The sequence below is a fragment of the Luteimonas sp. WGS1318 genome, assembly GCF_043187535.1.
Taxonomy (GTDB): domain Bacteria; phylum Pseudomonadota; class Gammaproteobacteria; order Xanthomonadales; family Xanthomonadaceae; genus Luteimonas.
Map to the genome: position 1 here is coordinate 3019097 of NZ_CP171131.1, position 24740 is coordinate 3043836.

Annotated in this window: 18 protein-coding genes and 1 pseudogene; 6 read left to right on the top strand and 13 right to left on the bottom strand. The window is 68.7% G+C overall.

Features of this window, described 5'->3' with window-relative positions; all coding sequences use genetic code 11:
* Nucleotides 1-343 precede the first annotated feature (343 nt).
* From ACF3M1_RS13695 to ACF3M1_RS13720, 6 genes are all read right to left on the bottom strand, one after another.
* Nucleotides 344-1462, bottom strand: coding sequence for a GDSL-type esterase/lipase family protein (locus tag ACF3M1_RS13695; RefSeq protein ID WP_394001538.1), 1119 nt, complete (start codon nt 1460-1462; stop codon nt 344-346).
* Between the two features lie 125 nt (nt 1463-1587).
* A complete protein-coding gene (locus tag ACF3M1_RS13700) occupies nt 1588-2226 on the bottom strand; it encodes an RpiB/LacA/LacB family sugar-phosphate isomerase (RefSeq protein WP_394001540.1) in 639 nt (212 codons plus the stop codon).
* An 82-nt stretch (nt 2227-2308) separates the two neighbouring features.
* A complete protein-coding gene (kduD, locus tag ACF3M1_RS13705) occupies nt 2309-3064 on the bottom strand; it encodes a 2-dehydro-3-deoxy-D-gluconate 5-dehydrogenase KduD (RefSeq protein WP_394001542.1) in 756 nt (251 codons plus the stop codon).
* Between the two features lie 61 nt (nt 3065-3125).
* Nucleotides 3126-3974: a 5-dehydro-4-deoxy-D-glucuronate isomerase gene (gene kduI, locus ACF3M1_RS13710; RefSeq protein WP_394001544.1), complete on the bottom strand. Its 849-nt coding sequence runs from the start codon at nt 3972-3974 to the stop codon at nt 3126-3128.
* Nucleotides 3975-4336: 362 nt separating this feature from the next.
* Nucleotides 4337-5380, bottom strand: a complete 1044-nt coding sequence (locus ACF3M1_RS13715; protein WP_394001546.1) for a LacI family DNA-binding transcriptional regulator — start codon at nt 5378-5380, stop codon at nt 4337-4339.
* Between the two features lie 86 nt (nt 5381-5466).
* Nucleotides 5467-7074 (bottom strand): family 43 glycosylhydrolase, encoded by a 1608-nt coding sequence (locus ACF3M1_RS13720; RefSeq protein WP_394001548.1) that lies wholly within the window; start codon nt 7072-7074, stop codon nt 5467-5469.
* A gap of 370 nt (nt 7075-7444) precedes the next feature.
* On the opposite strand from ACF3M1_RS13720, the gene ACF3M1_RS13725 reads away from it, so the two are divergent.
* The 3 genes from ACF3M1_RS13725 (at nt 7445) to ACF3M1_RS13735 (ending at nt 10933) form a co-directional block, all read left to right on the top strand.
* On the top strand, nt 7445-8878 hold the full coding sequence (locus ACF3M1_RS13725; RefSeq protein ID WP_394001550.1) for a sugar porter family MFS transporter: 1434 nt from the start codon (nt 7445-7447) through the stop codon (nt 8876-8878).
* Nucleotides 8878-9750 (top strand): methylglyoxal synthase, encoded by an 873-nt coding sequence (locus ACF3M1_RS13730; RefSeq protein ID WP_394001552.1) that lies wholly within the window; start codon nt 8878-8880, stop codon nt 9748-9750. The genes ACF3M1_RS13725 and ACF3M1_RS13730 overlap by 1 nt, the downstream gene beginning before the upstream one ends.
* A gap of 700 nt (nt 9751-10450) precedes the next feature.
* Entirely contained in the window at nt 10451-10933 is a 483-nt protein-coding gene (locus tag ACF3M1_RS13735) for a hypothetical protein (protein ID WP_394001553.1), read from the top strand.
* A gap of 54 nt (nt 10934-10987) precedes the next feature.
* Here ACF3M1_RS13735 and ACF3M1_RS13740 read toward each other — a convergent pair whose 3' ends face one another.
* Genes ACF3M1_RS13740 through ACF3M1_RS13755 form a run of 4 tightly spaced genes read right to left on the bottom strand, consistent with a single transcriptional unit; the run spans nt 10988 to nt 14661 of the window.
* A complete protein-coding gene (locus ACF3M1_RS13740) occupies nt 10988-12271 on the bottom strand; it encodes a TRAP transporter large permease (protein ID WP_394001555.1) in 1284 nt (427 codons plus the stop codon).
* A 1-nt stretch (nt 12272) separates the two neighbouring features.
* Complete coding sequence (locus ACF3M1_RS13745; protein WP_394001557.1) at nt 12273-12791, bottom strand: TRAP transporter small permease; 519 nt, start codon at nt 12789-12791, stop codon at nt 12273-12275.
* A gap of 29 nt (nt 12792-12820) precedes the next feature.
* Nucleotides 12821-13813, bottom strand: a complete 993-nt coding sequence (locus ACF3M1_RS13750; RefSeq protein WP_394001558.1) for a TRAP transporter substrate-binding protein — start codon at nt 13811-13813, stop codon at nt 12821-12823.
* Nucleotides 13810-14661 (bottom strand): 2-keto-4-pentenoate hydratase, encoded by an 852-nt coding sequence (locus tag ACF3M1_RS13755; RefSeq protein WP_394001559.1) that lies wholly within the window; start codon nt 14659-14661, stop codon nt 13810-13812. The genes ACF3M1_RS13750 and ACF3M1_RS13755 overlap by 4 nt, the downstream gene beginning before the upstream one ends.
* Before the next feature lie 139 nt (nt 14662-14800).
* Between ACF3M1_RS13755 and ACF3M1_RS13760 the strand changes: the two genes are divergently transcribed.
* The 3 genes and pseudogenes from ACF3M1_RS13760 to ACF3M1_RS13770 all read left to right on the top strand — a co-directional run bounded on the left by ACF3M1_RS13760 (nt 14801) and on the right by ACF3M1_RS13770 (nt 18415).
* On the top strand, nt 14801-15754 hold the full coding sequence (locus tag ACF3M1_RS13760) for an alpha/beta hydrolase (RefSeq protein ID WP_394001561.1): 954 nt from the start codon (nt 14801-14803) through the stop codon (nt 15752-15754).
* Nucleotides 15751-17358 (top strand): carboxylesterase/lipase family protein, encoded by a 1608-nt coding sequence (locus ACF3M1_RS13765; RefSeq protein ID WP_394001563.1) that lies wholly within the window; start codon nt 15751-15753, stop codon nt 17356-17358. Before ACF3M1_RS13760 ends, ACF3M1_RS13765 begins: the two co-directional genes overlap by 4 nt.
* 38 nt (nt 17359-17396) lie before the next feature.
* Nucleotides 17397-18415: pseudogene (locus ACF3M1_RS13770) on the top strand (glycoside hydrolase family 43 protein).
* Nucleotides 18416-18836: 421 nt separating this feature from the next.
* Here the strand turns inward: ACF3M1_RS13770 and ACF3M1_RS13775 are convergent.
* From ACF3M1_RS13775 to ACF3M1_RS13785, 3 genes are read right to left on the bottom strand one after another with little or no spacing between them, the layout of a single operon-like run.
* On the bottom strand, nt 18837-22661 hold the full coding sequence (locus tag ACF3M1_RS13775) for a LamG-like jellyroll fold domain-containing protein (protein WP_394001565.1): 3825 nt from the start codon (nt 22659-22661) through the stop codon (nt 18837-18839).
* A 59-nt stretch (nt 22662-22720) separates the two neighbouring features.
* Nucleotides 22721-23773, bottom strand: coding sequence for a pectate lyase (gene pelA, locus ACF3M1_RS13780; RefSeq protein WP_394001567.1), 1053 nt, complete (start codon nt 23771-23773; stop codon nt 22721-22723).
* Nucleotides 23774-23781: 8 nt separating this feature from the next.
* A complete protein-coding gene (locus ACF3M1_RS13785; RefSeq protein ID WP_394001569.1) occupies nt 23782-24708 on the bottom strand; it encodes a pectinesterase family protein in 927 nt (308 codons plus the stop codon).
* Between the last annotated feature and the right edge of the window lie 32 nt (nt 24709-24740).

Consider the following 24740-nt stretch of genomic DNA (forward strand, 5'->3'; position numbering starts at 1 on the left):
TAGAGGGCGCCGGCTTTCAGTGGCTGGGATTACATGAAGGCCCGCCTAGGCCTGCCTGCGCCACCATTGGTTGTTCATGCTGGGATCCGTTCTGCGGTTGGACCGCACGGGATCAGAAGCCGAGGGGCGTTCTGGGGCAGCGCCGGAAAAGCGGCCGTCATTCCCGCGCAGGCGGATGTGCTTTTCAACAGCCGGACGGCTGGTCAATCCAGGGACTTTCGCTTTGCGAGGCACAACGTCCTTGGATTCCCGCCTGCGCGGGAATGACGATTTCAACGATTCGCGAACGTTCCTAGGCCCATCGGCCCCGGCAGAACGCAAACACGATTCGTTGAAAGTGGCCCTATCGCTTCACCGGCTGATACACGATGAAGATCACCAGTTCCTCGTCGCCGAGCTGTTCCAGCGCGTGGCGATCGCCGTTGCGGGTGAGGATGGCGTCGCCGGGGCCGACCTCGCGCACCGTGTCGTTCAACGTCAGCCGACCGCGGCCCGACAGCACGTAGTAGATCTCGTCCTTGTCGTTGACGTGGTCGCCGATCGTCGCGCCGGGATGGAAGGCGCGCTTGCGGAAGATCAGGTCGAAGCCGGTGGCGTCCGCGAAGAACGGATACGCCGTCGTCGTGCCGAGTCCCTCGTGCGGGCCGGGCTGTTCGATCGCGATGTCGCGCTCCTGCACCACCACCGACGGTGACACCGGGGCTGCAGGCGGCGCCGGCAAGGCGTTGCAGTCGGACGCGGTCACGGCCTTGACCGGTGCATCGGCATCGACCCCGCGCCAGCCTGCGGCGACGAGACAGGCGACGGCCTCCGCGCCGGCCTCGCTGAAATGGGTGCCGTCGGTCTTGCCCTGCGCGGGGACGTGCATGAAATAGGGTTTGGCGCCCTCTTCGCCATGCGCGCGGATCCAGTCGCTGGACGCGGCGTTGAGATCGATCAGTGCGACGTTCTCGCGCGTCGCCAGGGCCTGCATCGCCAGCGTGTAGCGGCCATGGGTGTCGACCAGCGAACGGAAATCGTAGAGCAGCCGCGCGACCGGGGTGATCAGAATCGGTGTGGCGCCGTTTGCGCGTGCGACCTCCACGAAGCGCTGCAGCCGCTGTGGGTAGTCGGTCGCGGGATCGGTGTAGCGCGTGGCGTCCTCGCGCTTGGCGTCGTTGTGGCCGAACTGGATCAGCAGGACATCGCCTGCACCGATTTCACTGGCGATCGCGTCGAGCCGGCCTTCGTCGATGAAACTGCGCGTGCTGCGCCCGCCCACGGCGTGGTTGCGGACGTCCCAGCCCTCGGCGGTCCAGTTCGGCAGCATCTGGCCCCAGCCAGCCTGCGGTGCGCGCTCGGTGCCGTAGGTGGCCGCGGTGGAATCACCGGCGATGAAGATGCGATGCGGCGCGGACGCTGCGGCGAGCGCCGAGCCCGTGACGCCCGACAACAATAGCGACAGCGACAACAGACGTTGCATCGTGATGGCGCTCCGCAGGACTCGGACTGGCGACACGGGTGCGGCACGATCGATCGCGGCGCGATGTGCCGGTATCGCGGTGAAGCACCGGACCGTCGCGAGGCGACGGCCCGGCATCGCGGGGCTTACTTGCCCAGCACGCCCTTGACGTAGGCGACGATGGCCTCGTCCTGGGCGTTGTCGAAGAACGCCTTCTGGAAGCGCTCGCCGCCGACGGCCTGCTTCACCAGCTCCTGGTCGATCGCCTTCAGGCCTTCGACGAAGTCCTTCGATGCGCCCTTCTTGACGTCGGCCAGGATGCCGGCATTGGTCATCTGCGAGTCCTTGCGCTCGGCGGGATAACCCTGGCCGCGCTCACCGTCGAACGCCTTCTCGAAGATGTAGCGGATGTTGATCTCCGCGCCCCAGCCGTAGCCCTTGGCGAACGGAATCGCCAGCGCGTTGCCGTTGTTGACCTGCGCGAACAGGAAGGCGTCGGTCGGCTCGATGCAGTACCCGCAGTACACGCCCGGCCAGGCATTGAGCGACATCAGCGCGCCCTGGCCTGTGCCGCAACCGGCGACGACGAAATCGACCGCCTTCGCGTTCAACAGCAGGCTGCCGATGATGCCGAGGTGGATGTAGGTCAGGCGGTGGTCGTTGTCACCGTCCATGCCGACGTTGAACACGGTGTGGCCCTTGTCGGCCGCAACGGTGTTGAGCTGTTCCAGCACGACCGGGTTCTTGGCGGCCTGGCTGAATTCCTGCATCAATGCGATTTTCATGAACATTCTCTTTGCGTGATTCGAGGGGAGGTGGAACTGCGGAACACGCCGGTGCGACGTGTCCTGCGGATATGGAATGGGATCAGCGCGCGAGCCAGCCGCCGTCGACCGGGATCACCGCGCCGTTGACGTAATCGGACGCGCGGCTGGCGAGAAACACCGCCGTGCCACCCAGATCCGAGGGCTCGCCCCAGCGCGCGGCCGGGATGCGGTCGAGGATCGACTTGTTGCGGGCCTCGTCGGCGCGCAGCTGCGCGGTGTTGTCGGTCGCCATGTAGCCCGGCGCGATGGCATTGATGTTGATGCCCTTGCTGGCCCACTCGTTGGCGAGCAGGCGGGTGATGCCGGCGATGCCCGACTTGCTGGCGGTGTACGACGGCACGCGGATGCCGCCCTGGAACGACAGCATCGACGCGATGTTGATGATCTTGCCGCCGCCCTGCGCGATGAAGTGGCGGCCGGCCGCCTGCGACATGAAGAACGCGGACTTGATGTTGACGTTCATCACGTCGTCCCAGTCCTTCTCGCTGAAATCGACCGCGTCGGCGCGGCGGATCAGGCCGGCGTTGTTGACCAGGATGTCGAAGCCGCCGAGGCCGTCGAGGGTTTCCTTGACCACGCGGTCGATCGGCTCGACGGTGATCAGGTTCGCCTCGATCGCGACGAAGCGGCGGCCCAGGGCCTTGACCTTGGCTTCGGTCTCGCTGGGTGCCTGGATGCCGGCCGCGGCGATGTCCGCGCCGGCTTCCGCCAGGGCCAGTGCGATGCCCTGCCCGAGCCCGGTGTTGGCGCCGGTGACCAGCGCGACCTTGCCCTTGAGACTGAACGGATTCGTCATTGCGTTGCTCCCTGTTGCGATACGTGTGGTGGCGATGCGTGTTGTGGCCGGGTCCGGCCGGTCATTTGAGCTGGCAGATGTCCAGCACGTGCATGTCGGTGTAGTCGAGGTTCTCGCCGCCCATCGCCCAGATGAAGCAGTAGTTCGACGTCCCGGCGCCCATGTGGATCGACCACGGCGGCGAGACGACGGCCTCGTTGTTCTGGACCACGATGTGGCGCTGCGCGTCGGGCTCGCCCATGAAGTGGTAGACGCGGTCGGCGTCGCCGAGCTCGAAGTAGAAATAGACCTCGCTGCGCCGGTCGTGCAGATGCGGCGGCATCGTGTTCCAGACGCTGCCCGGCTTGAGGATCGTCAAGCCCAGCAGCAGCTGCGAGGACTGGCAGGTGGCCGGCACGATGTACTGGTAGATCGTGCGTTCGTTGCTGGTCTCCAGCGCGCCGCGCTCGAGCGGGACTGCGTCGGAAATCGAGATCTTCTTCGTCTCGAAGCGCGCATGCGCCGGCGTCGAGGCGAGATAGAACGTCGCGGGCGCAGACGCATCGTCGGATGCGAACACGACCTCGGCGCTGCCCATCGGCACGTACAGCCCGTCCTTCGGTGCAAGCGCATAGGCCGTGCCGTCGACGGTCACCGTGCCGGCACCTGCACCGACATTGACGATGCCCAGCTCGCGACGCTCCAGGAACGGCCGTCCGGCGGCGGATGCAGGTTCGGTCTGCACCGGCAACGACAGAGGCCCGGTGACCGGCGATGCGCCGCCGATGACGAAGCGTTCGTAATGGGTGTAGCTCAGGCGCAGCGCATCGTCGGCGAACAGGCCGTCGAGCAGATACAGATCACGCAGGGCGTCGCTGGAGATGCCCGGCATGACCCCGGGATGGGTCGCGTGATAGGTCTTCTGGTACATGGCGGACTCCGTCGCGGGTGCGCTGCTCCAGGCGGAACCCCGATTCTAGGGGTTTCGGTAACCGGTGTCATACCGCGCCGCCGCAAAACGCCGATGATCGGGCTTGCGGGGCGTGGATGCATGGTGGATCAGGCTGGCAGCGTCGCCCGCGCACGCCCGGAAGACGGCCGACGCATGGGCATTCCCCATGACACGGGCCTTCGGATCTACGTCCAGGCGGCCGTCCGTTCCGGCACGCGCCCATCGAGCGATGGCTCACCGGCCCACTGCCCGCCCGCGACCGTAACGCCCCTGTCGCCCCCTCATCGATGAGGGCCGGGACGCCCCGAACGGCGCAGCGCCCTTCCGTGACACGCCGGGGATCACCCCGGCGGCTGGCAGGAATCGCGCACGATCAGATGCGGGCGCACGCTCGCCAGCGGACGCGGCGTGCCTTCGGGCTGCAGCAGCATCGCGGCCGAGATGCGCCCGGTGTCTCGGGTGTCGCGCCGCACCGAGGTCAGCGGGGGCCACAGGCGCGAGGCCAGCGGACTGTCGTCGTAACCCACCACCGACAGCTGCCGCGGGATGCTGATGCCGGCGCGCATCGCGACGCGATAGACGCCGGCCGCCATCTCGTCGTTGCCGCAGAAGATCGCGGTCGGGCGCTTCTTCGCGCCGAGCAGGGTCTCGGCGGCGGCCACGCCGGATTCGAAGGTGTAGCCGGCCTCGACCACGCGCGCCTTCGGCAGCTCGATGCCGCGGCGCTCGAGCGCGGTGATGAAACCCTGGGAGCGTTCGATCGACGAGCGGTAGTCGCTGGGCCCGGTGATCATCGCGATGTCGGTATGCCCGAGCGACTGCAGGTAATCGGCCACTTCGGCCGCACCGTCGTGGTCGTGGGTGACGACCATGCGCTCGGGCGTGTCCATCGACACCGCCGCAATGCGCACGTAACGCACGCCGATTTCGGCCAGCATGTCGGCCAGCGCCTGGTCCTCGGACACCCGCGGCACCAGCATCACCCCGTGCAGCTTCTGCTGCTGCACGAAGCGGCGCACGCTGTCGATGTAGTTCGGGCTGCGGCTGTCGCACGGGTGCACCACCAACTCGAAGCCCGAGCCGCGCAGGGTATCCAGCGCGCCGTACTGCATGTTGACGATGAACTGCGCGGTCGGGTTGTCGTAGACCATGCCGATCAGGAACGAACGCCGGAACGCGAGCCCGCGGGCCAGCGGATCGGGCACGTAGCCGACCTCGCGCATCAGGGTTTCCACCTTCTCGCGCGTGTCCTGCCGCACCAGCGGCGAATTGTTGATGATCCGGGAGACGGTCTTCTTCGACACGCCCGCCAGGCGCGCGATGTCGTTGATCGTCGCCGGCCTGGCGGGTTCGCCCGGCTTCGGAATCTTGCTCTTTGCGGGCATCCGTGGTCCCCGGACCGGTTGTCGTGCGGTTTCCATGATAGGCCAAGTCCGGCCCCGTGCCGGCCCGTCGTCGGTACGACGCGCCGTCAGTCCAGCGCGCGATAGCGGAAATTGTGGAAGCGCACGTCGCCCTCGCCCGCCGCATAGATCGCCGGCTTCAGCGCCAGGAAGCCACCGGCGACGTTGTGGTGATACCCCGAGACCTCCATCTGCACCGGGTACTTCTCCCAGGCCTGGCCGTCGCGACTGGTGTGGATGGTGACGATGTGGCGGTTGTTGGTGACCCGCAGCCACAGGCGTCCGCCGGGACCAGGCGGCAGCGTCGTCGGCCGCTCCAGCCCGTAGCGGTGCATCACGAAGCGGTCGCCGTTGCTGCCGACGCCGGCGTAGAGGCGATCGCTGTAGAACAGCAGCGCCCCGCCCTGCGCGCCGGGCGCGATCTCCATCTCGACCTCGAACTGGTAGGCCTTGTCGCCGGCGATCGCCGTCAGCGGCGAGCTGTCGCGCGGCGAGCGACCCTTGCCGCGCAGGGTCATTGCGCCATCGCCGAAGGACAGCCGCTCGTATTCGTCCTGGGCCGGATTGAAGAACGACCACTGGTGGCCGAGCGCGTCGCCGTCGAAGTCGTCCGACAACGCCATGCCGTGCTCGCCGACCGACTCACCTGCCGGCATCGCCAGCGGCTGACCCAGATCGCCGCCCTTGGCGACGTACCAGCCGTCGTCGGTCCACTCGATCGGCTCCAGCAGCGCCTGCCGGCCCAGCGTCCAGTACCCGTTCTCGTAGCCGTGGTAGATCATCCACCAGCGGTCGTCGACGCCTTCGACGATCGTGGCATGACCGCGCGACCACCATGGCTCGTCGCGGCTGACGGTGCGCACGATCGGGTTGTGCGGCGCGTTCTCCCAGGGCCCGTGGATCGAACGCGAGCGTGCGGTGATCACCATGTGCCCGGTTGGCGGACCGGCGGTGCCACCGACGGCGGTAGTCATGTAGTACCAGCCATCACGGAAATTGATCTTCGGGCCTTCCTGCGCGTAGGCCTCGACGTCCCAGTCCTCCGGATACTGCCAGCCGTCGTAGACGTGCTTGATCTCGCCGACCACGCTGAGGCCGTCGTCGGCCAGCTGCACGTAGTCGCCGGCGCTGAGGAACAGGTAGCGCTTGCCGTCTTCGCCGACCGCATGGCCGGGATCGATGTGGCCCGGCAGGCCGATGTCGATCGGCGCGCTCCAGGGCCCGCGGATGTCGTCGGCCCACACCACGAAATTGCTGCGTGTGCTGCCCTCGGTGCCGCCCTGGCGCGCGGGAAAATAGATGTAGTAGCGATCGTCGTGCTTGACGATGTCCGGCGCCCAGATCGAACCGACATTCTTCGTGATCGCGTGCCCGAGCGGCTGCCAGTTCACCAGATCGCGCGAGTGCCAGACCGGCAGGCCGGGATAGGCATCGAACGAGGATTGCGTGAGGTAGTAGTCGTCCCCGTCCTTGAGCACCGAAGGATCCGGGCGGTCGCCCGCGAATACCGGATTGAGGAACGTGCCGTTGCCGAGATCGGCCTTGCGTTGATGCTCGATGCCGCGGGCCCAGGATTCGGCCGCCGCGCTCGGTGTCTGTGCCGCCGCGCCGAACGCGGTCGCCGCCAGGATGGCCGTGAAAAGGGTGGCCGCGAGCATCGGGCGGGCAAACGACATGCAGATCTCCAGAGTTCGAAACGGAACCGCGAATGCCCGGCCGAGCGCCGATGACACCGCTGGTCATCGACCGTAGCAAAGTGCGGCGGCGCGGGCATTCTGCAATGCAGCAGTCGTCGTTTCTTCGATGCACCGATGCGCTGACTAAGGCGACCGCGGCGGGATCGAAACAGGCCTGCGAGTCGCAGGTGCAGCAAGCACACGGCCCGACGCTGCGCTACGCTCCGAACTCCCGCACGCACCATCGGCGACGCGATGCACGACGCGTCCGTCCACCGGTGTACAGCGCCCGGGGATGGGGCCGCTCCGCAGCTGCGGGCCGGCATGGGAGGGCGGCCTGTCGCCGCGAATGCATCGGGAACCACAGCACATGGGCATCAGCACCAGCGAAGGCGCGTCGGGCGCGCCGCGCGGCGAAAACACCGGCTTGATCATCCTCATCAGTTGCGTCGCCACGATCGGCGGCTTCCTGTTCGGCTTCGACAGCGGCGTCATCAACGGCACCGTCGACGGCCTGCAGCGCGCCTTCAATTCCGATTCGGTGGGCACCGGCTTCAACGTCGCCTCGATGCTGCTGGGCTGCGCGGTCGGTGCGTTCTTCGCCGGCCGGCTGGCCGACGTGTTCGGCCGGCGCACGCTGCTGATCGTCGCCGCGGTGCTGTTCCTCGTGTCGGCCTGGGGCTCGGGCGTGGCGACCGGCTCGCTGGAATTCGTGATCTATCGCGTCATCGGCGGTCTGGCGGTCGGCGCGGCCAGCGTGATGTCGCCGGCCTACATCAGCGAGGTCTCCTCGGCCCGCTACCGTGGCCGGCTGGCGACGGTGCAGCAGATCGCGATCATCGGTGGCCTGTTCGCGGCGTTCCTCAGCAACTATCTGCTGGCGCGTGTGGCCGGCGGCTCGACCGCGGAATTCTGGGGTGGTTATCAGGCCTGGCGCTGGATGTTCTGGATCGAGATGGCGCCGGCGGCGCTGTTTCTCGTCGCGTTGTTCGCGATTCCCGAAAGCCCGCGCTTCCTGGTCGCGCGGGGCCGGCTGGTCCAGGCGGAACGCGTGCTGGTGCGCCTGTACGGCGATGTCGACGGCCGCCGCAAGCTCGGCGAGATCCGCGATTCGCTGGCCTCCGATCTGCATCGGCCGAAGTTCTCGGATCTCGTGTCCAAGGTGACGGGGCGCGTGCGTCCGATCGTCTGGGTCGGCATCGGCCTCGCGGTGTTCCAGCAGCTGGTCGGTATCAACGTGGTGTTCTATTACGGCGCGGTGCTGTGGCAGGCGGTCGGCTTCTCGGAGAACGACGCGCTGCTGATCAACGTGCTGTCGGGTGCGCTGAGCATCGGCGCCTGCATCGTCTCGCTGCTGCTGGTCGACCGCATCGGTCGCAAGCCGCTGCTGTGGATCGGCTCGGCCGGCATGGCGGTCACGCTGGCGGCGGTGACCGCGGCGTTCTGGACCGGCACGCTCGGCGACGACGGCCGGCTGGTGCTGTCGGATTCGATGGGCGTGCTCGCGCTGGTCGCGGCGAACCTCTATGTGATCTTCTTCAACGCCTCGTGGGGCCCGGTGATGTGGGTGATGCTCGGCGAGATGTTCCCCAACCAGATCCGCGGTTCGGGCCTGGCGGTCGCCGGCCTGTTCCAGTGGGGCGCGAACTTCCTGATCACCTGGACCTTCCCGATGCTGCTGGCCGGCATCGGCCTCGCGGGCGCCTACGGCCTCTACGCGATCGCCGCCGCGCTGTCGGTGGTGTTCGTGCTGCGCTACGTCAACGAAACCCGCGGCCGCGAACTCGAGCAGATGGAAGGCTGATGCGGCTGGGGCTGGCCGCCAATCGGCGTCATCATGCGAGCGCCGACGCCGCCCTGTTCCGCTGGCTGCGCGCCAGCGGGACGGGCCTGCGCGAACTCGGCGTCGGCCTGCATGCGGTGGGGCGCACGTACGATGCAGTGATCCGCCATCGCGCGCTCGACGGGTATGCCGGCCTGGTCCGGTATCCCTACGGCCGCGAGGGCGGCCTGATGAAGCTCGTCGCCGAGGTCGTCGGTCTCGGCGAAGGGCGCACGCTCGACGGCGCGGTCTATCTGATCGATCCGGTGGACCCGTCGTCGATCTTCCCCGAAGCGGTGGCGCTGAAGCGCCAGTGCGTGATCCAGGGCAAGCCGTTCCTGTCGACCGTGGCCTCGGCGCGCGACTGGGTGGAAAGCGAGCGCCTGCACGCCGGACTCGCCCCGGACGCCGGCGCCGACGCGCTGCACGCGTTCGAAGGCCAGACCCTCGCGTTGATCGCGCACGACGCGATGAAGCCGCAGATGCTCGAATTCGCCGACCGGCACTTCGAGCTGCTGTCGCGTTTCGGCGCACGCGTGGCCACCGGTACTACGGGCCAGCGCCTCAACGAACTCGCCTGGCGCCGCGGCTGGCCGCAGGGCCAGGACTGGGCGCAACGCTTCCAGAGTGGCCCGCTCGGCGGCGACGCCCAGATCGCCGACCGGGTGCTCGACGGCCGCTGCCAGCGCGCGGTGTTCTTCGAAGATCCGCACGTCGCGCGCCAGCACGAGGCCGACATCCAGCTGCTCGAGCGCGCGGTCACCACGGTGACCGACACGGTGGCCTGTCTGACCTCACCTGCTGTCGCGGATCGATGGGCAAGGGCGGCCGCGCGCCGCGCGGCGATGGTGTGAACCGGCGCGTGCGCTGAGACCTCGTTTCACTGGCCACGTTCGGCCGGTCTTCGCGCGCAGGCCGCTGCCGCATCCGATCATCCCCAGGCGTGTTGCAGGCGCGCGCTCGCGCGCGAAGGGCGTCCGCCGCGATCGTTCCGCGGGTGTGGGCGCATATGGGAAGGCCCTCGCGCGCGAGCGCGCTCCTACACATACACCGCCCGAGACATTTGTAGGAGCGCGCTCGCGCGCGAACAGCGTTGGCCAGGGTCATGCTTCGCGCGTACGCGCACGTCGCCGGCGTCGCAGCCTCAGCCGACCGCGCGAGGCCGGACGCGAACCCGCTCTGCTGTTCGTTTCCGCAGCGCCGACTGTACCCTCCCCGCCTACGGCGTCAGTGGTGGCTGTCGCTTCCGCCTTGGCACCCGCTTCCACCTCGCTTTGGCTTGGCTTTTGCGTTTGCGTTTGCGTTTGCTCTGGCTCTGGCTCTGGTTCTGGCTCTGGCTCTGGCTCTGGCTCTGGCTCTGGCTCTGGCTCTGGCTCTGGCTTTCAGCGTTTGACGTTTCGAGCCGTAAAGCGAGCCGAGCACCGGAGTCTGACGCGGCCGAAGAGCAGCCCATGTTTGAGCGTAGCGAGTTTGGGCTGCGTGCCGCGTCAGGCGAGGAGCGGAGGGGACCGATGCGGCTGTATCGCATCGGATCGCGTCCGGCGAAGGGACTTTTTGGTTCCTTTTTGGTTCTTCAAAAAGGGACTCGCACGCGTAGCGGGCGAAAGCCGTGCACTTGCTTTGTTCGCTTATCCCCTATGGTCACGCCCCGCCGCGAAAAACAGAGCTTCCGCGCTGTTCGCGCGGCTTACTTTTGTCTTGTCAAAAGTAAGCAAAACCGCCATCGCCGGACGCGATCCGCCGCATGAAGCCGCGGCGGTCCCCTGCGCTTCTCGGACGACGGGGCACGCAGCCCAAACTCGCTACGCTCAAACATGGGCTGCTCTTCGGCCCCGCCGTCCTGCGATGCTCGGCTCGCTTTACGGCTCGAAAGATCAAAGGCGGAAGCCGAAGCAGAGCCAAAGCCAAAGCCAAAGCCAAACCAAGCCCAAGCAGGAGCAGGAGCAGGAGCAGGAGCAGGAGCAAATCTTCACCAGATTGAGCCACCACCTGCACGGGAATGGTGCCAATGAACCAAAAAAAGCGAACAACTGCTGAAAAAGAAACGGCCCCGCACCCGGAGCCGTCTCGTGATCCATCACCCACCGCCGATCAGGCGCGCAACACTCCCGGCAACCACAGCGACAGCCCCGGGAACAGCGCCACGATCAGCAGCACGATGAAGCCCGCGATCCAGAACGGCCAGATCGTGCGCATGCTCTCGACCACGGTGATCTTGCCGATCGCCGTGCCGATGAAGAGCACCGAGCCCACCGGCGGGGTCACCAGACCCAGACCGCCGGCCAGCACCAGCACCAGGCCGAAGTGGATCGGATCGATCCCGTAGGCGCGCGCGACAGGCAGGAAAATCGGCGTGCAGATCAGGATCAGCGGCGCCAGGTCCATGAACGTGCCGAGCAGCAACAGCACCAGGATGATCATCAGCAGCACGGCCAGCTTGCTGTGCGCGAACGACTGCAGAAAATCGACCGCCGCCGACGGCACCTGCAGGTAGGCCAGCAACCAGCCGAACACCGACGCGGTGGCGATCACGAACAGGATCACGCCGGTGCTGCGTGCCGCGTGCACGATCGTCTCCATGAACTCGCGGACGCGCAGCTGGCGATACAGCACGATCGTCACCAGCAGCGCGTAGACCACCGCGATGGCGGCACTCTCGACCGCGGTGAAGATGCCCATGCGGATGCCGACGAAGATCAGCGCGACCAGGCCCAGGCCCGGGAGTGCCGACACCAGACGCAGCAGCACCGCACGCCAGCCCGGGAAGATTTCCACGCCGTAGCCGCGCTGGCGCGCGACCAGGTAGCCGGTGAGCATCAGCGCCGCCGTCATCAGCAGTGCGGGCATGATGCCGGCCGCGAACAGGTCGGCGATCGACAGCCCGCCGCCTGCCGCCGCGGTGAACAGGATCAGGTTGTGCGAGGGCGGCACCAGCAGCGCGACCAGCGCCGCGGTGATGCTGACGTTGACCGCGAAATCACGGTCGTAGCCGCGCTTGACCATCTGCGGAATCATCGTGCCGCCGACCGCCGACACGTCCGCGATCGCCGAACCCGAGACGCCACCGAAGAACAACGAGGACAGGATCGACACCTGACCCAGGCCGCCGCGCATACGCCCCACCAGCGACGAAGCCAGCGCGATCAGGCGTTCGGAGATGCCGCCGCGCATCATGATCTCGCCGGCGAAGATGAAGAGCGGAATCGCGATCAGCGAGGCCGAGCCGATGCCCGCCGAGACCTGCTGCACAAGCACGATCGACGGCAGGTCGAGATAGAGCAGCGTCGCCAGCGCGGCGGCAGCCAGGGCGAAGGCCACCGGCACGCCCACCATCAGCAGACCGGCGAACACCAGGAAGAGAATCGCGATCGCCATGTCAGTGGCCCTCCCCGGCCGGCGCAGGGCGCAGGACGCGCACGAAACGGTTGAGTGCGAACAGCACCATCAGCGCGCCGCCGAGCGACAGCGGCAGATAGTTGATGCTCTGCGGAAGCCGGGCGCCCGCCGCCTTGACGTGCAGGCCGTCGAACAGCAACACCGCGCCCCACCACGCGATGACCGCGCCGATCGCGATGATCACCAGCGGCACCAGCAGCTCCACCAGGCGGCGGATCGTCGGGCGCATATGTTCCTGCAGCAGGAAGAAACCGAAATGGCGGTTGGTGTGCACGCCGGCGGCGGCGCCGAGGCTCATCGCAATGCTCAGCAGCAGCAGGGTCACCGGCTCGGTCCAGCTCGGCGAGTCGTTGATGACGTAGCGGGCGAATACCTGCCAGCCCTGCACGATCACCAGCCCGAACAGGGCCGTGGCGGCAACGGCGATGACGGCATCGGCAAGCCGGTCGAGCGCGCTCCTGGGTGCGCCGTCGGGCGCGAGGGTCGTGTCTTCGGACATCGTGGATTCCGTGGTCGGATTCGGTCGAATCAGGCGAGGTCGCGGATGCGACGGTAGAGGGTCTGCAGTTCGGGCTGACGCAGGTAGCGCTCGCGCAGCGGCTGGGCCGCGGCGCGGAATGCGTCCATGTCCACATCGTTGAATTCGATGCCGTAGTCGGCCACGGCCTCCCGCGCGGCGCCTTCGGACGCGTCCCAGAGTTTGCGCATCACCGGCACCGACGCGCGTGCGGTGTCGATCAGGAGATCGCGATCGCCCGGGCGCAGCGCATCGAGCGAGCGCTGCGAGATCAGCAGGATGTCGGGCGCGTAGGAGTGCTCGCTCTGCGACCAGTAGCGCGCGGCTTCGAAATGCCGGCTGGAATGGAAGCTGCGCATGTTGTTTTCGGCGCCGTCGATCATGTGCGTCTCCATGCCGGAGAACGTGTCACCGAGCGACATCGGCGTCGGGTTCGCGCCGAGCAGGCGCACCAGATCGATGAACATGTCCGACGAGGCGACGCGCAGCTTCAGGCCGTGCAGGTCCTTCGGGGTCACGATCGGGTGGCGGGTGTTGTAGAAGCAGCGTGCGCCGCTGTCGTAGACCGCCAGGCCGACGAGATCGCGTGTACCGAAGCCGTCGAGCACGGTCTGCGCCACGCCGGCATCGAGCGCATGGCGCATGTGTGCGACCGAGTCGAACGCATACGGCAGGCACAGCGCGGTGGTCAGCGGAAACGCATTGTTCAAGGCGCCTGCGTAGACGCGGGTCATGTCGATCGCGCCGAAGCGGGCCATGTCGATGGCTTCGGACTCACGCCCGAGCTGGCCGGAGTGGTACTGGCGCAGGCGTACGCGGCCGTTGGTCTCGCGCAGCATCGTCTCGCCGATCCACTTCACCGCCTCGACGGTGGGGTAGTTGGCGACGTGAACGTCGGTGGCGGTGAGGACCGTGGCCGCCTCGTCCGCGTGCAGCGCGGCAGGCAGCAGGGGCGCGGCGCAGGCCGCGCCGAGCCCGGCGAGGAAGGCGCGCCGCGTCGTCATGCCGCGTGCTCCTCCGAGTGCGGGGCCGCCGCCCGCGCAGTGAGTACGATCTCGCCGTACCCGGCGAACACCACGCGGGCGCGCTGCCCGGGCAGGATGTCGTGGATACCGGTGGCATTGCCGGTCGCGATCAGATCGCCGGCCTTGAGCGGACGGCCGCGGCGTGCCGAGCGGGCCAGCGCGAAGGCGTAGGCCGCACGCAGGCCGCCGGGCAGTGTCGTCGCGCCGCCCGTGCCGACGCGCGTGTCGTCGATCCAGCTCTCGGCGGTCAGCGTGGCCTCGTCGAGCGTCGTCCAGTCGGCGATTTCGCCGCCGACCACGAGGCCGTTGTTGTTGCCGAAATCGGAGACGACGACGCGCGGACCGAGCTGGTTGATCGTGGCCAGCGGACTACTCGCGACCTCCAGACCGATGAACAGCGTCGCCGGCAGGGCCACGGCCTCTTCCGGCGTCCACTCGATTTTGTCGGCAGGCGCATCGGCCTCCAGGCGCAGCACGTACTCGGCCTCGATCGCGCCGAAGCCGCCATCGAAGACCTCGAACGCGGTCGCCGTATTCGCCTGCTGCAGCCGTGTACGGAACACCGGGCCGAGCAGGCGGTCGTCACCGGAGGCATCGCGCTTCTCCGGTGCGATGTAGCCGACCTTCCAGCCGACGACGGCATCGGGCCACTGCGCGATCGCCTGGTCCTGCACGGCGTAGGCCGCTTCGAGATCGGCCGGAATGGTGCCCGGGAAGCCGGGCAGCGAGCGACCGCTGCGCCGTGCATCGAGAAAGGCCTCGACGATGCCGCGGGTGTCGTCGGATGACGTCGCAGGCGACGACGGATGCGCGGTGGCGTTGTTCAACTTGGTACTCCTGGCCTGGTCCGTTTGCTGCACCGCAGATCGCGATGCCTGGGGGTGTCTTGTATGGTAAACCGGTGTCATCTTCAATGTGCAGTGCGTCAAAAACGCGAGGCGGCAAACGAAAGACGGAGCGGATGCGATGCGGAACTGCGGGTTTCCAGCGTTTTGGTGCGGTGTTCTGCTCATGCTGCCGTTCGTCGTCCATGCCGCGCCCACGCATGACGACGCGGTGCCCAGGATCGCGCTGTGGCCGGCACTGGCCGGGCAATCGCCGGGCCGGATCAGCGAACGAAGTGCGGACGCGCGCGCGCCGGACCGCATCATCGAAGAGGTCCGCGCGCCCTATCTCGCCGTCTACGTGCCGGCGCGTCCCAACGGCACCGCGCTGCTGGTGACCCCGGGCGGTGGATACGCACGCATCGTGCTCGACAAGGAAGGGACAGCGCTCGTCCCCACATTCGTGGACGCGGCGGGCATCACCCTGTTCGTGCTGCGCTACCGCCTGCCCGACCGCGCGCATGCCGAAAGCGCCGACGCACCGCTGGCCGACGCGCAGCGCGCGATGCGCCTGATCCGGGCCGCAGCGTCCGATTACGGTGTCGATCCGGCGCGCATCGGCGTGATGGGTTTTTCCGCCGGCGGCCATGTCGCCGCGCGGCTGGCAACGACACCGGACCCGATCTACTCCGCGGTCGATGCCGCGGACACGCTGTCGCCGCGCCCTGATTTCGCGCTGCTCATCTATCCGGTGATCTCGATGCAGCCGCCGCTGGCGCACGCCGGCTCGCGTGCCCGATTGCTGGCCGCGGGCGACACGCCCGAGGTGGAGGCCGTCGCGCGCCTGTCGCCGGAGCAGTATGTCGACGCGCACACCCCGCCGCTGTTCCTGCTGCATGCGCAGGACGACGACGCGGTGCCGGTCGGCAATACGCTGTCGATGCACGCCGCCGCACTGCGCGCCGGCGTCCCCGCTTCGCTGCACGTGTTTCCCCATGGCGGACACGGCTTTGGCACGCGCGGCGCGACCGGCGCCCTCGCCCGCTGGCCGCAGCTCGCCCTCGACTGGATCCAGGAACAGACCACCACCCCATGACCGACATCCCGACCGATCCCGGCCGTCGCCACTGGTTGCGCGTCGGTGCCGGCGTCGCAGCGTTGTCCGCGCTGCCCGGCGCGTTCGCCGCCGATCCATCGCCACGCACCACCGTCGCGCGCGTGCGCAGCGGCCGGATCGGCGGCAGCGTCGAACAGGGCGTGCACGTGTTCCGCGGCGTGCCCTACGGTGCCGATACCGCGACACGACGCTGGCAGCCCGCATTGCAGGAAACCGCCTGGCGCGGCGTGCGCGATGCGCTCGAGTATGGCCCGTCCGCACCGCAGCGCGGCAGCGAGGGCCTCGGCAGCGAGGACTGCCTCCGCCTCAACGTCTGGACGCCGGCGCTGCGCGATGGCGCGAAGCGCCCGGTGCTGGTCTACATCCACGGCGGTGCGTTCAACACCGGCTCGGGCAGCGATCCGCTGTACGACGGCGGTGCGCTGTGTCGAAACGGCGATGTCGTGGTGATCACGGTCAACCATCGGCTCAACGCATTCGGCTATCTGCACCTGCGCGATCTCGGCGACGCATCGTTCGCGCATGCCGGCAACGTCGGCCAGCTCGATCTGGTGCAGGCGCTGGAATGGGTGCAAACGCATGCGGCAGAATTCGGCGGCGACGCCGGCAACGTCACCGTGTTCGGCCAGTCCGGCGGCGGCGCGAAGATCGCGACGCTGATGGCGATGCCGGCCGCGCGTGGCCGGTTTCACCGTGCGTGGACGATGAGCGGACAGCAGGTCACCGCAGCCGGTCCGCGCGCCGCGACGCAGCGCGCCGAGCTGTACCTCGACGCGCTCGGCGTCGCACCGGGTGATCTCGAACGGCTGCGCACGCTGCCGATGCAGGCCCTGCTCGACGCGCAGACCGTGCGCGATCCCTCGCGTGTGGAGAGCAGCGCGCTGTATTTCGGCCCGGTCGTCGATACGGTGCACCTGCCGCGCCATCCGTTCTGGCCCGATGCGCCGCCCCAATCGGCCGGCATCCCGATGGTCATCGGCAATACCCGCGACGAGACGCGCGCCTTCCTCGGCAACGATCCCGACAACTTCTCCCTGAGCTGGGACGCGTTGCCGGCCAAGCTGCGCACGCAGCAATTCGTCGATCTCGACCCCGCCGTCGTCGTCGCCGAGTACCGGCGCCTGTATCCGGACTACACGCCGTCGGAGGTGTTCTTCGCCGCGACCACCGCGGGACGCTCGTGGCGCGGCGCAGTCGAGGAACTCGAAGTGCGCGCGGCGCAGGGGACCAACACCTGGGCCTACCAGCTCGACTGGTATCCGCGCACCGAAGAGGGCGCGCGCACGCGCGCCTTCCATACGCTCGACATCCCGCTGCTATTCGGCAACACCGCCGTCTCCGGCGCCAAGACCGGCGATGGCAGCGAAGCCCGCGCGGTCGCCGCGACCATGCGCGACGCACTGCTGGCCTTTGCACGCAGCGGCGATCCCAACCATGCCGGCATGCCGGCCTGGGCGCCCTACTCGATAGCGGCGCGCGAGACGATGGTGTTCGATTCTGCACCCCGGCTGGAGCACGATCCGCGCGGCGGGGAACGTATGCTCTACCGGCAAGCGCCCTTCATCCAGCGAGGCACCCAGTGATCGCAAGACGTTCCGTTCTCGTCGTCGTTGCAGCCACCCTGCTCGCCGGCTGCACGACCACCGCACCGTCTGCCGACACGCCGACGTTCCGGCATGCGCCGCTGGTGCGCGACGCCTTCATCGCCGACCCGTCCGCGCATGTCGTCGACGGCCGGATCTACGTCTACGGCTCGCACGACGTCGACGAGCCGCCGCGCGACGACGAACCCGGCAGCGCCTTCGTGATGCGCGACTACCGCGTGCTGTCGATGGACCACATCGGCGGGCCGGTCACCGTGCATGCGCCCGGCCTGCGGCTCGAGGACGTGCCGTGGGCGGACCGGCAACTCTGGGCCCCCGACGCGACCCACCGCGACGGCCGCCATTACCTGTATTTCCGGCGAAGGACCACGACGGCATCTTCCGTATCGGCGTCGCCGTGGGGGATCGCCCCGAGGGGCCGTTCACCGCGCGGCCCGCGCCGATCCCGGGCAGCTACAGCATCGACCCGGCGGTGTTCGTCGACGACGATGCGCGCTACCTGTACTTCGGCGGTATCCACGGCGGCCAGTTGCAGCGCTGGGTCTCGGGCAGCTACGACGCGTCGATGGGCGAGACCGACCTGCAGCAACCCGATGCGCCCGCGCTGATGCCACGCGTCGCGCGTCTGTCCGACGACCTGCTGTCGTTCGCCGAGGCGCCGCGTGAGGTCATGCTGCTCGACGAGGCCGGCGCACCACTGCGCGGCGGCGATCTCGACCGGCGCTTCTTCGAAGCGGCATGGGTGCACCGGTATGACGGGCGCTATTACTTCAGCTACTCGACCGGCGACACCCACACCATCGCCTATGCGACCGGCGATTCGCCGTACGGCCCGTTCACCTACCGCGGCGTCGTGCTCACGCCGGTGCAGGGCTGGACCACGCATCACTCGATCGTCGAGGCCGAGGGCCGCTGGTACCTGTTCTATCACGACACCGAACTGACCGATCGCACCCATCTGCGCAGCGCGAAAGTCGCCGAACTCGTCCACGAGGCCGACGGCCGCATCCGCACGATCGAGCCGTTCGTGCGCTGACGGGGACGCACGTCCGCTCGCACGTGCGAACGCGCTGTCGTGCGTACGTCTTGGCCGGGGTGCCCCATCGCGCGCCAGCGCGCTCCTACAACAGCCTGATGCGGCGCATGCTGCCGCGGCTGTTTCGATGCCGCGGGCGCAGCACGCGCCCTGCCCGGTCGACCCGATCCTCTGTAGGAGCGCGCTGGCGCGCGAACGGGGCCGTCCCGCTAAAGCCCCATCGCGCGCGAGCGCGCTCCTACAACAGCCTGATGCGGCCCATGCTGCCGCATCCGATTTCGATGCCGCGGGCGCAGCACGCGCCCCGTCCAGTCGGCCCGATCCTCTGTAGGAGCACGCTGGCACGCGAACGGGGCGGTCCCGCTAAAGCCCCATCGCGCGCGAGCGCGCTCCTACCGGAAACTGCGCAGGGATCGTGGCCTCAACGCACCTCGGCGACATTGTTGAGCCGGGTGACTTCTTCGCCATCGCCGGGCAGCGCGATCCGCACACGTCCGCCGCGCGGATCGACGCCGACCGCGTGATCCAGACGCAGCGTCGCGTTGCGCGGGCGCAGATCGCGCGGCGCTTCGAGTGCGGGAATCTCGGCGCGCGCGAGTTCGCGGCCACGTGCGTCCTCGAGGATCGCGACGCCACCCGGCGCATCCGCATGGCCGAGGCTGTGCACGGTGACCTCGACCGCACCATCGACCACGCGCACGTCGCCGCGACCGATGCCGATGTCCGCGCGCGTCTCGACCGGCGTGCCGGCTTCGATCAACTCGAACTCGAATACCTGGGTCTGGCCGGACGCGAACGACAGGTCCACTGACGTGCTGGACTCCAGCGTAACCTCGCGCGTCTGCGCCCGCCCATCGATGGCCTCGTCGCCGTTGCGGTCCACGCCGCTGGTGATGCGCCAGCGGCCGGGCGCGACGTTCCAGCCGGTCATGGCCGCACTGGCGGTGCGCCCGCCGATGTTGTGCGCGATGACCTTGAACGCCTCGCGCGACGGCGCCGACACCAGCAGCGCGACCTGTTCCGCCTGCGCGTCATCATTGAAGCGCCAGCTCACCGTGTGCCCCGGATACGTCGTGTTGCGACGCAGGGCCAGGCCGCCGAGACGGGCGCGCTGCAGGAACTCGCTCGGCGCATCCACGCGATCCGACCACCAGTGGCCCTCGGTGTTCATGTACTCACGCATCGCCTTGGCCCGGATGCCGTCGGCGTGCAGGGCTTCGAGGTAGGCCTTGTTGCCGGTCTGCTGCCAGGCGAACACGCTCTGCACGCCGGTGTCGCCCGCATCGGCCGACTGCTGCAGACGCGTGCCCCACTCCTCGCGCTTGCCGAGCACGTCGACGTAGTTCTCGGCCAGGTTCGACAGCCCCGCCGGACCGCTGCGGTCCACGCGGTACTGCAGCGGCTGCAGGTACTTGTCGTCACCGGTCCAGCGCCACGCGGCCCAGTACAGGTGCATCGTGTCGGCGCCACCGGAGCCGTCGAACAGATCGCCGCCGCGGCGCTCGCCGGTCGCCCAGTTGATCTCGTTCGGCAACTGCCAGGCGCCCTTTTCGTCGGTGTAGGCGTGCGCGAGATAGCCATCGGCCAGGCCGGTGATCATCGCGCGGCTGGTCGGGTCGGCGTTGAACACGCCGAGCAGGAACGCCGGATGCAGCACCGGGAACGAATACGGTTTCTGCCACTGCCAGCGCGGCTCGCGGTAGACCTTGTTGCCGCCGAACCAGTTGCTCGAGAACAGCACATGGCCCTGCGGATTGCGCAGCACGATCTTCTCGTCGAGATCGCGCACGGTCTCCATCAGACGCGTCATCGTCAGCGGATCGCCCCAGTTGAGCAGGGTCATCGCGCTGTTGGTATTGATGCCTTCCTCGTAGGCGTGCAGCTCGTCGGTCTCGATCGTCGACAGGCCACCGGCGAACATGTCGTTGGCATAGGCGGCATCGGCCAGCGCGGTGATCGAGGCATTGAGCTTGTCGGGCATCACGCCCATCAACGCCAGGCCCGGCCACTGCTGCGACAGATCGCTGTCGTCGGAAATGCCGCCACCGAAATCACCGAATTCGACCTGGCGCTCGTCGATCCACCATTCGATGAAGCGGCGCACGGCCTTGAGGTCCTCGAGCTGGCGGAACGCCCACAGCGGCACGCCGGCAGGCGCCTCGGGCTGCTCGAACGGCGGCAGGCCCTGGCTGTTGTAGCTCATGTAGTTCCAGTAGCGCCGGCCGAGTTCATGGCCCGGATCCACCCGCAGCAGATCGCTGATGTCGGCGAACACGCGCGCATACAGGCGCTGACGCTTGGACGTGGTGTGCTCCTCGACGAGGAAGCCCCAGTTGTCGCGCACCTGGTTGAAGCGGTCGGCGACGTGTTCGGCAATCGCGTCTTCGCGCGGCTTGTAGACCATGCGCACTTCGGCGCCGTCGAGCGCGGCGGCATCGAAGCCCGGCGCTGCCGACGCGATGCTGATCCACAGACTGTCCTGGGTGAGGATGCGATCGCGCATGTCCAGCCACAGCGTGCGCTTCTCGCCGGGCGTCACCGACACCGACACGTCGACCATGTCGCGCGCCGGCCAGATCGGATCCTTGATACGGATATTGAGCGGAATCGCCGGTGCGCCGTCTACCGTGTGCGTCGCCGGCAGATCCAGCGCGGGAATGTCGATGGCGATGCCGTCCAGCCCGTCGTACATGTTCTCCCAGCTGTGCGCCCAGCTGCGGATCAGCGGCTGCGCGGCGGGCGCATCGCCGATGCCCGAGGGAATCAGCACGTGCACCACAGGCTGCGCGCCCGGCACCTGCGCCGCCTCGCGCGTCCGGAACGCAGCCCGGCCCGGCAGCGCCAGGGCCATGCTGCGCTCCCCGGGCGCGAAGCGGCCTTCGATGTAGGCGCGTAGATCGGCGAGGTTGGTGTAATCGATCTCCGCGTTGCTGCGGATCGTATAAGCCTGCTTGACCGAACCCGCCGGCTCGGCCGCATCGCTGACGTGGTAGGCCCAGATCTGCTGGATCGGGGTCTCCTGCGCGGTGTTGGCGAAGCGCAGGTGCCCGCCGCGTCGGGTGTCGAAGCTGTCGACCGTGCGCACCACGCCCTGCGGCCGCGCGAACAGCGGCTGCAGGGTCCCGGCGTCGGCGCCGTAACTCGCTTCACCGTAGGCGGCGCCGCGCAGTTCGATGCGGTTGAACGCTTCGTCAGGCAGGGTCAAATCCAGCGCCTTGCCGCCATCGACGTAGGTGTCCCAGTCGGGCAGCTGGAAATAATCGTCGCGGCCACGCAGCCGCGAGCGGTTGTAGACGCCCGGCCACGTGGTCTCGGCGATGCCGTCGGTGGCCTTCCACATCCACTGCTTCAGATCCTTGGTATCGGCGAACTCGACCTTGCGGATCGACGTCGTGGCAGTGCTCAGCAGCGGCGGCGCGGCGCCGTCCTGCCAGCCGTGCCGGAACAGCCAGGCCGTGTGGCGGTCGTCCGGTGCCACCGCGCTCGTCGGTGCGCGGAAACCGCGCACGGCCTGCACGCCGGCGGCATCGAGCATGCGGTCGTGTACACGGATGTCGTCGAAATCGCTGCCGCGCAGGAAGTTGTAGCGGCTCTGCACCTGGTGCGGCGCGAGGATGCGCGCGGCGAGGCCGAACTGGTCGAGGCCGGCGTCGTAGTCGAACGACGCCTGCGCGTTGGCCGGACGCTCCTCGCGTGCGACTTCGCGGCCGTCGACGTACAGGCGCACGCCCACGGTCTCGTCCCAGGCGAAGGCGATGTGGGTCCAGGCATCGGCGGCCGGCGGCGTGTCCATGCGGAACGACACGCGCGAGCGCGACAGGTTGGCATCGGTGACGAAGGCATCGAAGCCCGCGCCGTTCCAGTCGATGCGCATCCACGCCATGTCCCAGCTGGAATGATCGGCGTAACCGACGCGGAAGATCACGAACGGTGCCTCGCCGACCGGATCGCGCGAGCGCCAGAAGAAGCTCAGCGTGCCGCGCGCGGCGTCGATGTTGCCGGGCGCGTTCCACGACAGCACGCCGTCGTCGTCCCATTCGATCGCACGGCCGCGTGCGCCGCCGTCGACCAGGCGCACCTTGTCCTTGAAGTTCGGCACCGGATCACCGAGCGCGGTATCGGCGACGAAATCCTGGTCGGCCGAGACGTGGAACAGCAGGCGCGGGGTCTCGGCGGCCTGTGCGGCGGCGATCGCCAGCGACAGCACGCTGGCGGCGAGGATGCGGCGACGGTGGACTCTGGACATCGGATCTCCCTGTTCGGCGAATGGCGCGGCCACCCGGGACGGCGACCGCCTGCGTGCGCTCAGCGCACGGCGTGTGGGGGTGCGGGCGGCAGGCCGTGGCGTGCGCGCCAGGCCGGCAGGTCGCGGTCGAGCAGGCGCTGCGGCCAGGTGCCGTACCAGGCATAGCCGCCGCGCCGCTCGCGCGACATCGCATCGAGTGCGGGCACGACGACACCGCCGCGGTCGACCAGCAGCGGCTGCTGGCGTTCGAGTTCGTAGAAGCGGGCCCACAGCGTGGCACCGGGCCGGGTGCGCAGATGCCCATCGGCGGTCGCGCCACGGCCACTGCGCTCGAACGCGAGATCGGCGAGCCCGTGGGCGCGGAACCAGATCTCGGCCGCGTCGACGGCGGCGACCAGGCGCGGCGACGGTGTCGGCTGGCGCAGCAGCAACCGCACGATCGACGCCGACTCGGCGCTCGCCAGCGACGGCAGCTCGTAGCTGCGCGCGGTCGCCGGCTGCAGCGTGTCGGGATCGTACTGCGCGGCCCAGACCGTCGGCGCGCCGTCGAGGACGACCTGCACATCGAGGATCAGCGCCAGCGCACGCCCCACCGCCTCCGCGGCCTGCGCGCCGCGCTCGGGCGTCAGCGCCGACAGCGGCCCCTTGGCCTCGGCGATGTCCTGCAGCAGCTCGACGACGTGGACGATCGCGTCGTCGTTGAACGTCACCTGCGCCCGGTAGCCGGAGCGGTCGGGGTGGAACTGCGGCCAGCCGCCGTTCGGATACTGCGCGTCGAGCAGGTAATCGACACCGCGCCGTGCGGCATCGCGATAGGCGGCGTTGCCGGTGGTCGCCCAGGCCGCGGCGAGCCAGCGGATCTCGCGCGTCGTCGCATCGTTGTCGATCGTCGCGTCGTCGACGCGGTCGGCGGCGTCCAGCGCCGCCTGCGCAGTGGCATCGAAGGGCCGGTCGTAGACGATGGCCCGGCCCGCGAGGTGCTTGGGCCATCCGCCCGAAGCGGTCTGCGCCGCGAGCATGCGCTCGGCAGCCGGCTCGGTGCGCGCGGGCCCGGCAGCCGATGCCGCGCCAGCAGACAGCAGCCACACGAGGGACAACAGTGCGGGACGCATGCAACGGATCATTCGAAGGGTCTCCAGTCGCCGAACAGCATGACGGGTGTCGGCAGTGCGGAAGGCTCGCCGCCCCACGGCACATCGGGCAGGGACGTTCCGACCGCGCCGCGGGTGTCGATCGTGCCGAAGCGCGCGGTCGTGCGGGCATCCGGTTGATCCCAGTCGTGCCAGCCCGGCTCGGGCACGGGCGCATCGAGCGCGCAATCGGCGAACAGCACCGCCGCGTGCGGTCGCCAGGGGCGCCCCAGATAGACACGGGACACCCCGGCCGACACGCTCAGCCTGCACCGCCGGAACACGAAGCCGTACGCCTGTTCGGCCGGCGTGGACGCCGCGGTGACATAGCCGTTTCCGAGCGAATGCAAGGCGCAGCCCTCGAACAGGGCGGTAGCGGCGCCGAAGATGTAATCCACCGTGCCCTCGACGCGGCAGTCGCGGAACCAGACGACGGCCCCGGGAGTGCGCAGATACAGCGTGTCCTGGTGGCCGAGCACATGGACCTGGTCGAAGGCCGCACGCGTGCCGTCCACGACCAGCGCGACCGCCTGGCCCACGGGGCCGGCATCGTTCTCGATCGTCAGCCGCTCGGCGCGGAAATCGTCACTGCGCACGAACATCGTCGCCGACCCGTAGGTGCCGTAGGCACGTCCCGTGCGCGGATCGACCTGCGACGCGGCATGGCCGTTGACCAGGACGGTGGCCGTGGATCCCGCGCCGACCAGGGTCAGCGGCGGCGCGTCGGGCGGCACGTCGACGACGCCGCGCCAGGTCCCGGCTGCAATGCGGATGCGCGCGGGCGCACCGCCAGCGACGGCGGCGTCCACCGCCGTCTGCACGTCCGCGAACGGGCCGTCGGCCCGTACCTCGAAGTCGCGCACAGGCGCATACGGCGCCTGCGTCGCGCAGCCGACGAGACCCGGCAGCGCGAGCATCAAGACACGCCCCCACGACCGCCGCCGGAGCG

Bases quoted from the DNA above. Each gene is read 5' to 3' on its own strand.
- ACF3M1_RS13695 (WP_394001538.1), bottom strand. From the start codon at position 1,462: ATGCAACGTCTGTTGTCGCTGTCGCTATTGTTGTCGGGCGTCACGGGC.
- ACF3M1_RS13700 (WP_394001540.1), bottom strand. From the start codon at position 2,226: ATGAAAATCGCATTGATGCAGGAATTCAGCCAGGCCGCCAAGAACCCG.
- kduD (WP_394001542.1), bottom strand. From the start codon at position 3,064: ATGACGAATCCGTTCAGTCTCAAGGGCAAGGTCGCGCTGGTCACCGGC.
- kduI (WP_394001544.1), bottom strand. From the start codon at position 3,974: ATGTACCAGAAGACCTATCACGCGACCCATCCCGGGGTCATGCCGGGC.
- ACF3M1_RS13715 (WP_394001546.1), bottom strand. From the start codon at position 5,380: ATGCCCGCAAAGAGCAAGATTCCGAAGCCGGGCGAACCCGCCAGGCCG.
- ACF3M1_RS13720 (WP_394001548.1), bottom strand. From the start codon at position 7,074: ATGTCGTTTGCCCGCCCGATGCTCGCGGCCACCCTTTTCACGGCCATC.
- ACF3M1_RS13725 (WP_394001550.1), top strand. From the start codon at position 7,445: ATGGGCATCAGCACCAGCGAAGGCGCGTCGGGCGCGCCGCGCGGCGAA.
- ACF3M1_RS13730 (WP_394001552.1), top strand. From the start codon at position 8,878: ATGCGGCTGGGGCTGGCCGCCAATCGGCGTCATCATGCGAGCGCCGAC.
- ACF3M1_RS13740 (WP_394001555.1), bottom strand. From the start codon at position 12,271: ATGGCGATCGCGATTCTCTTCCTGGTGTTCGCCGGTCTGCTGATGGTG.
- ACF3M1_RS13745 (WP_394001557.1), bottom strand. From the start codon at position 12,791: ATGTCCGAAGACACGACCCTCGCGCCCGACGGCGCACCCAGGAGCGCG.
- ACF3M1_RS13750 (WP_394001558.1), bottom strand. From the start codon at position 13,813: ATGACGACGCGGCGCGCCTTCCTCGCCGGGCTCGGCGCGGCCTGCGCC.
- ACF3M1_RS13760 (WP_394001561.1), top strand. From the start codon at position 14,801: ATGCGGAACTGCGGGTTTCCAGCGTTTTGGTGCGGTGTTCTGCTCATG.
- ACF3M1_RS13765 (WP_394001563.1), top strand. From the start codon at position 15,751: ATGACCGACATCCCGACCGATCCCGGCCGTCGCCACTGGTTGCGCGTC.
- ACF3M1_RS13775 (WP_394001565.1), bottom strand. From the start codon at position 22,661: ATGTCCAGAGTCCACCGTCGCCGCATCCTCGCCGCCAGCGTGCTGTCG.
- pelA (WP_394001567.1), bottom strand. From the start codon at position 23,773: ATGCGTCCCGCACTGTTGTCCCTCGTGTGGCTGCTGTCTGCTGGCGCG.
- ACF3M1_RS13785 (WP_394001569.1), bottom strand. From the start codon at position 24,708: ATGCTCGCGCTGCCGGGTCTCGTCGGCTGCGCGACGCAGGCGCCGTAT.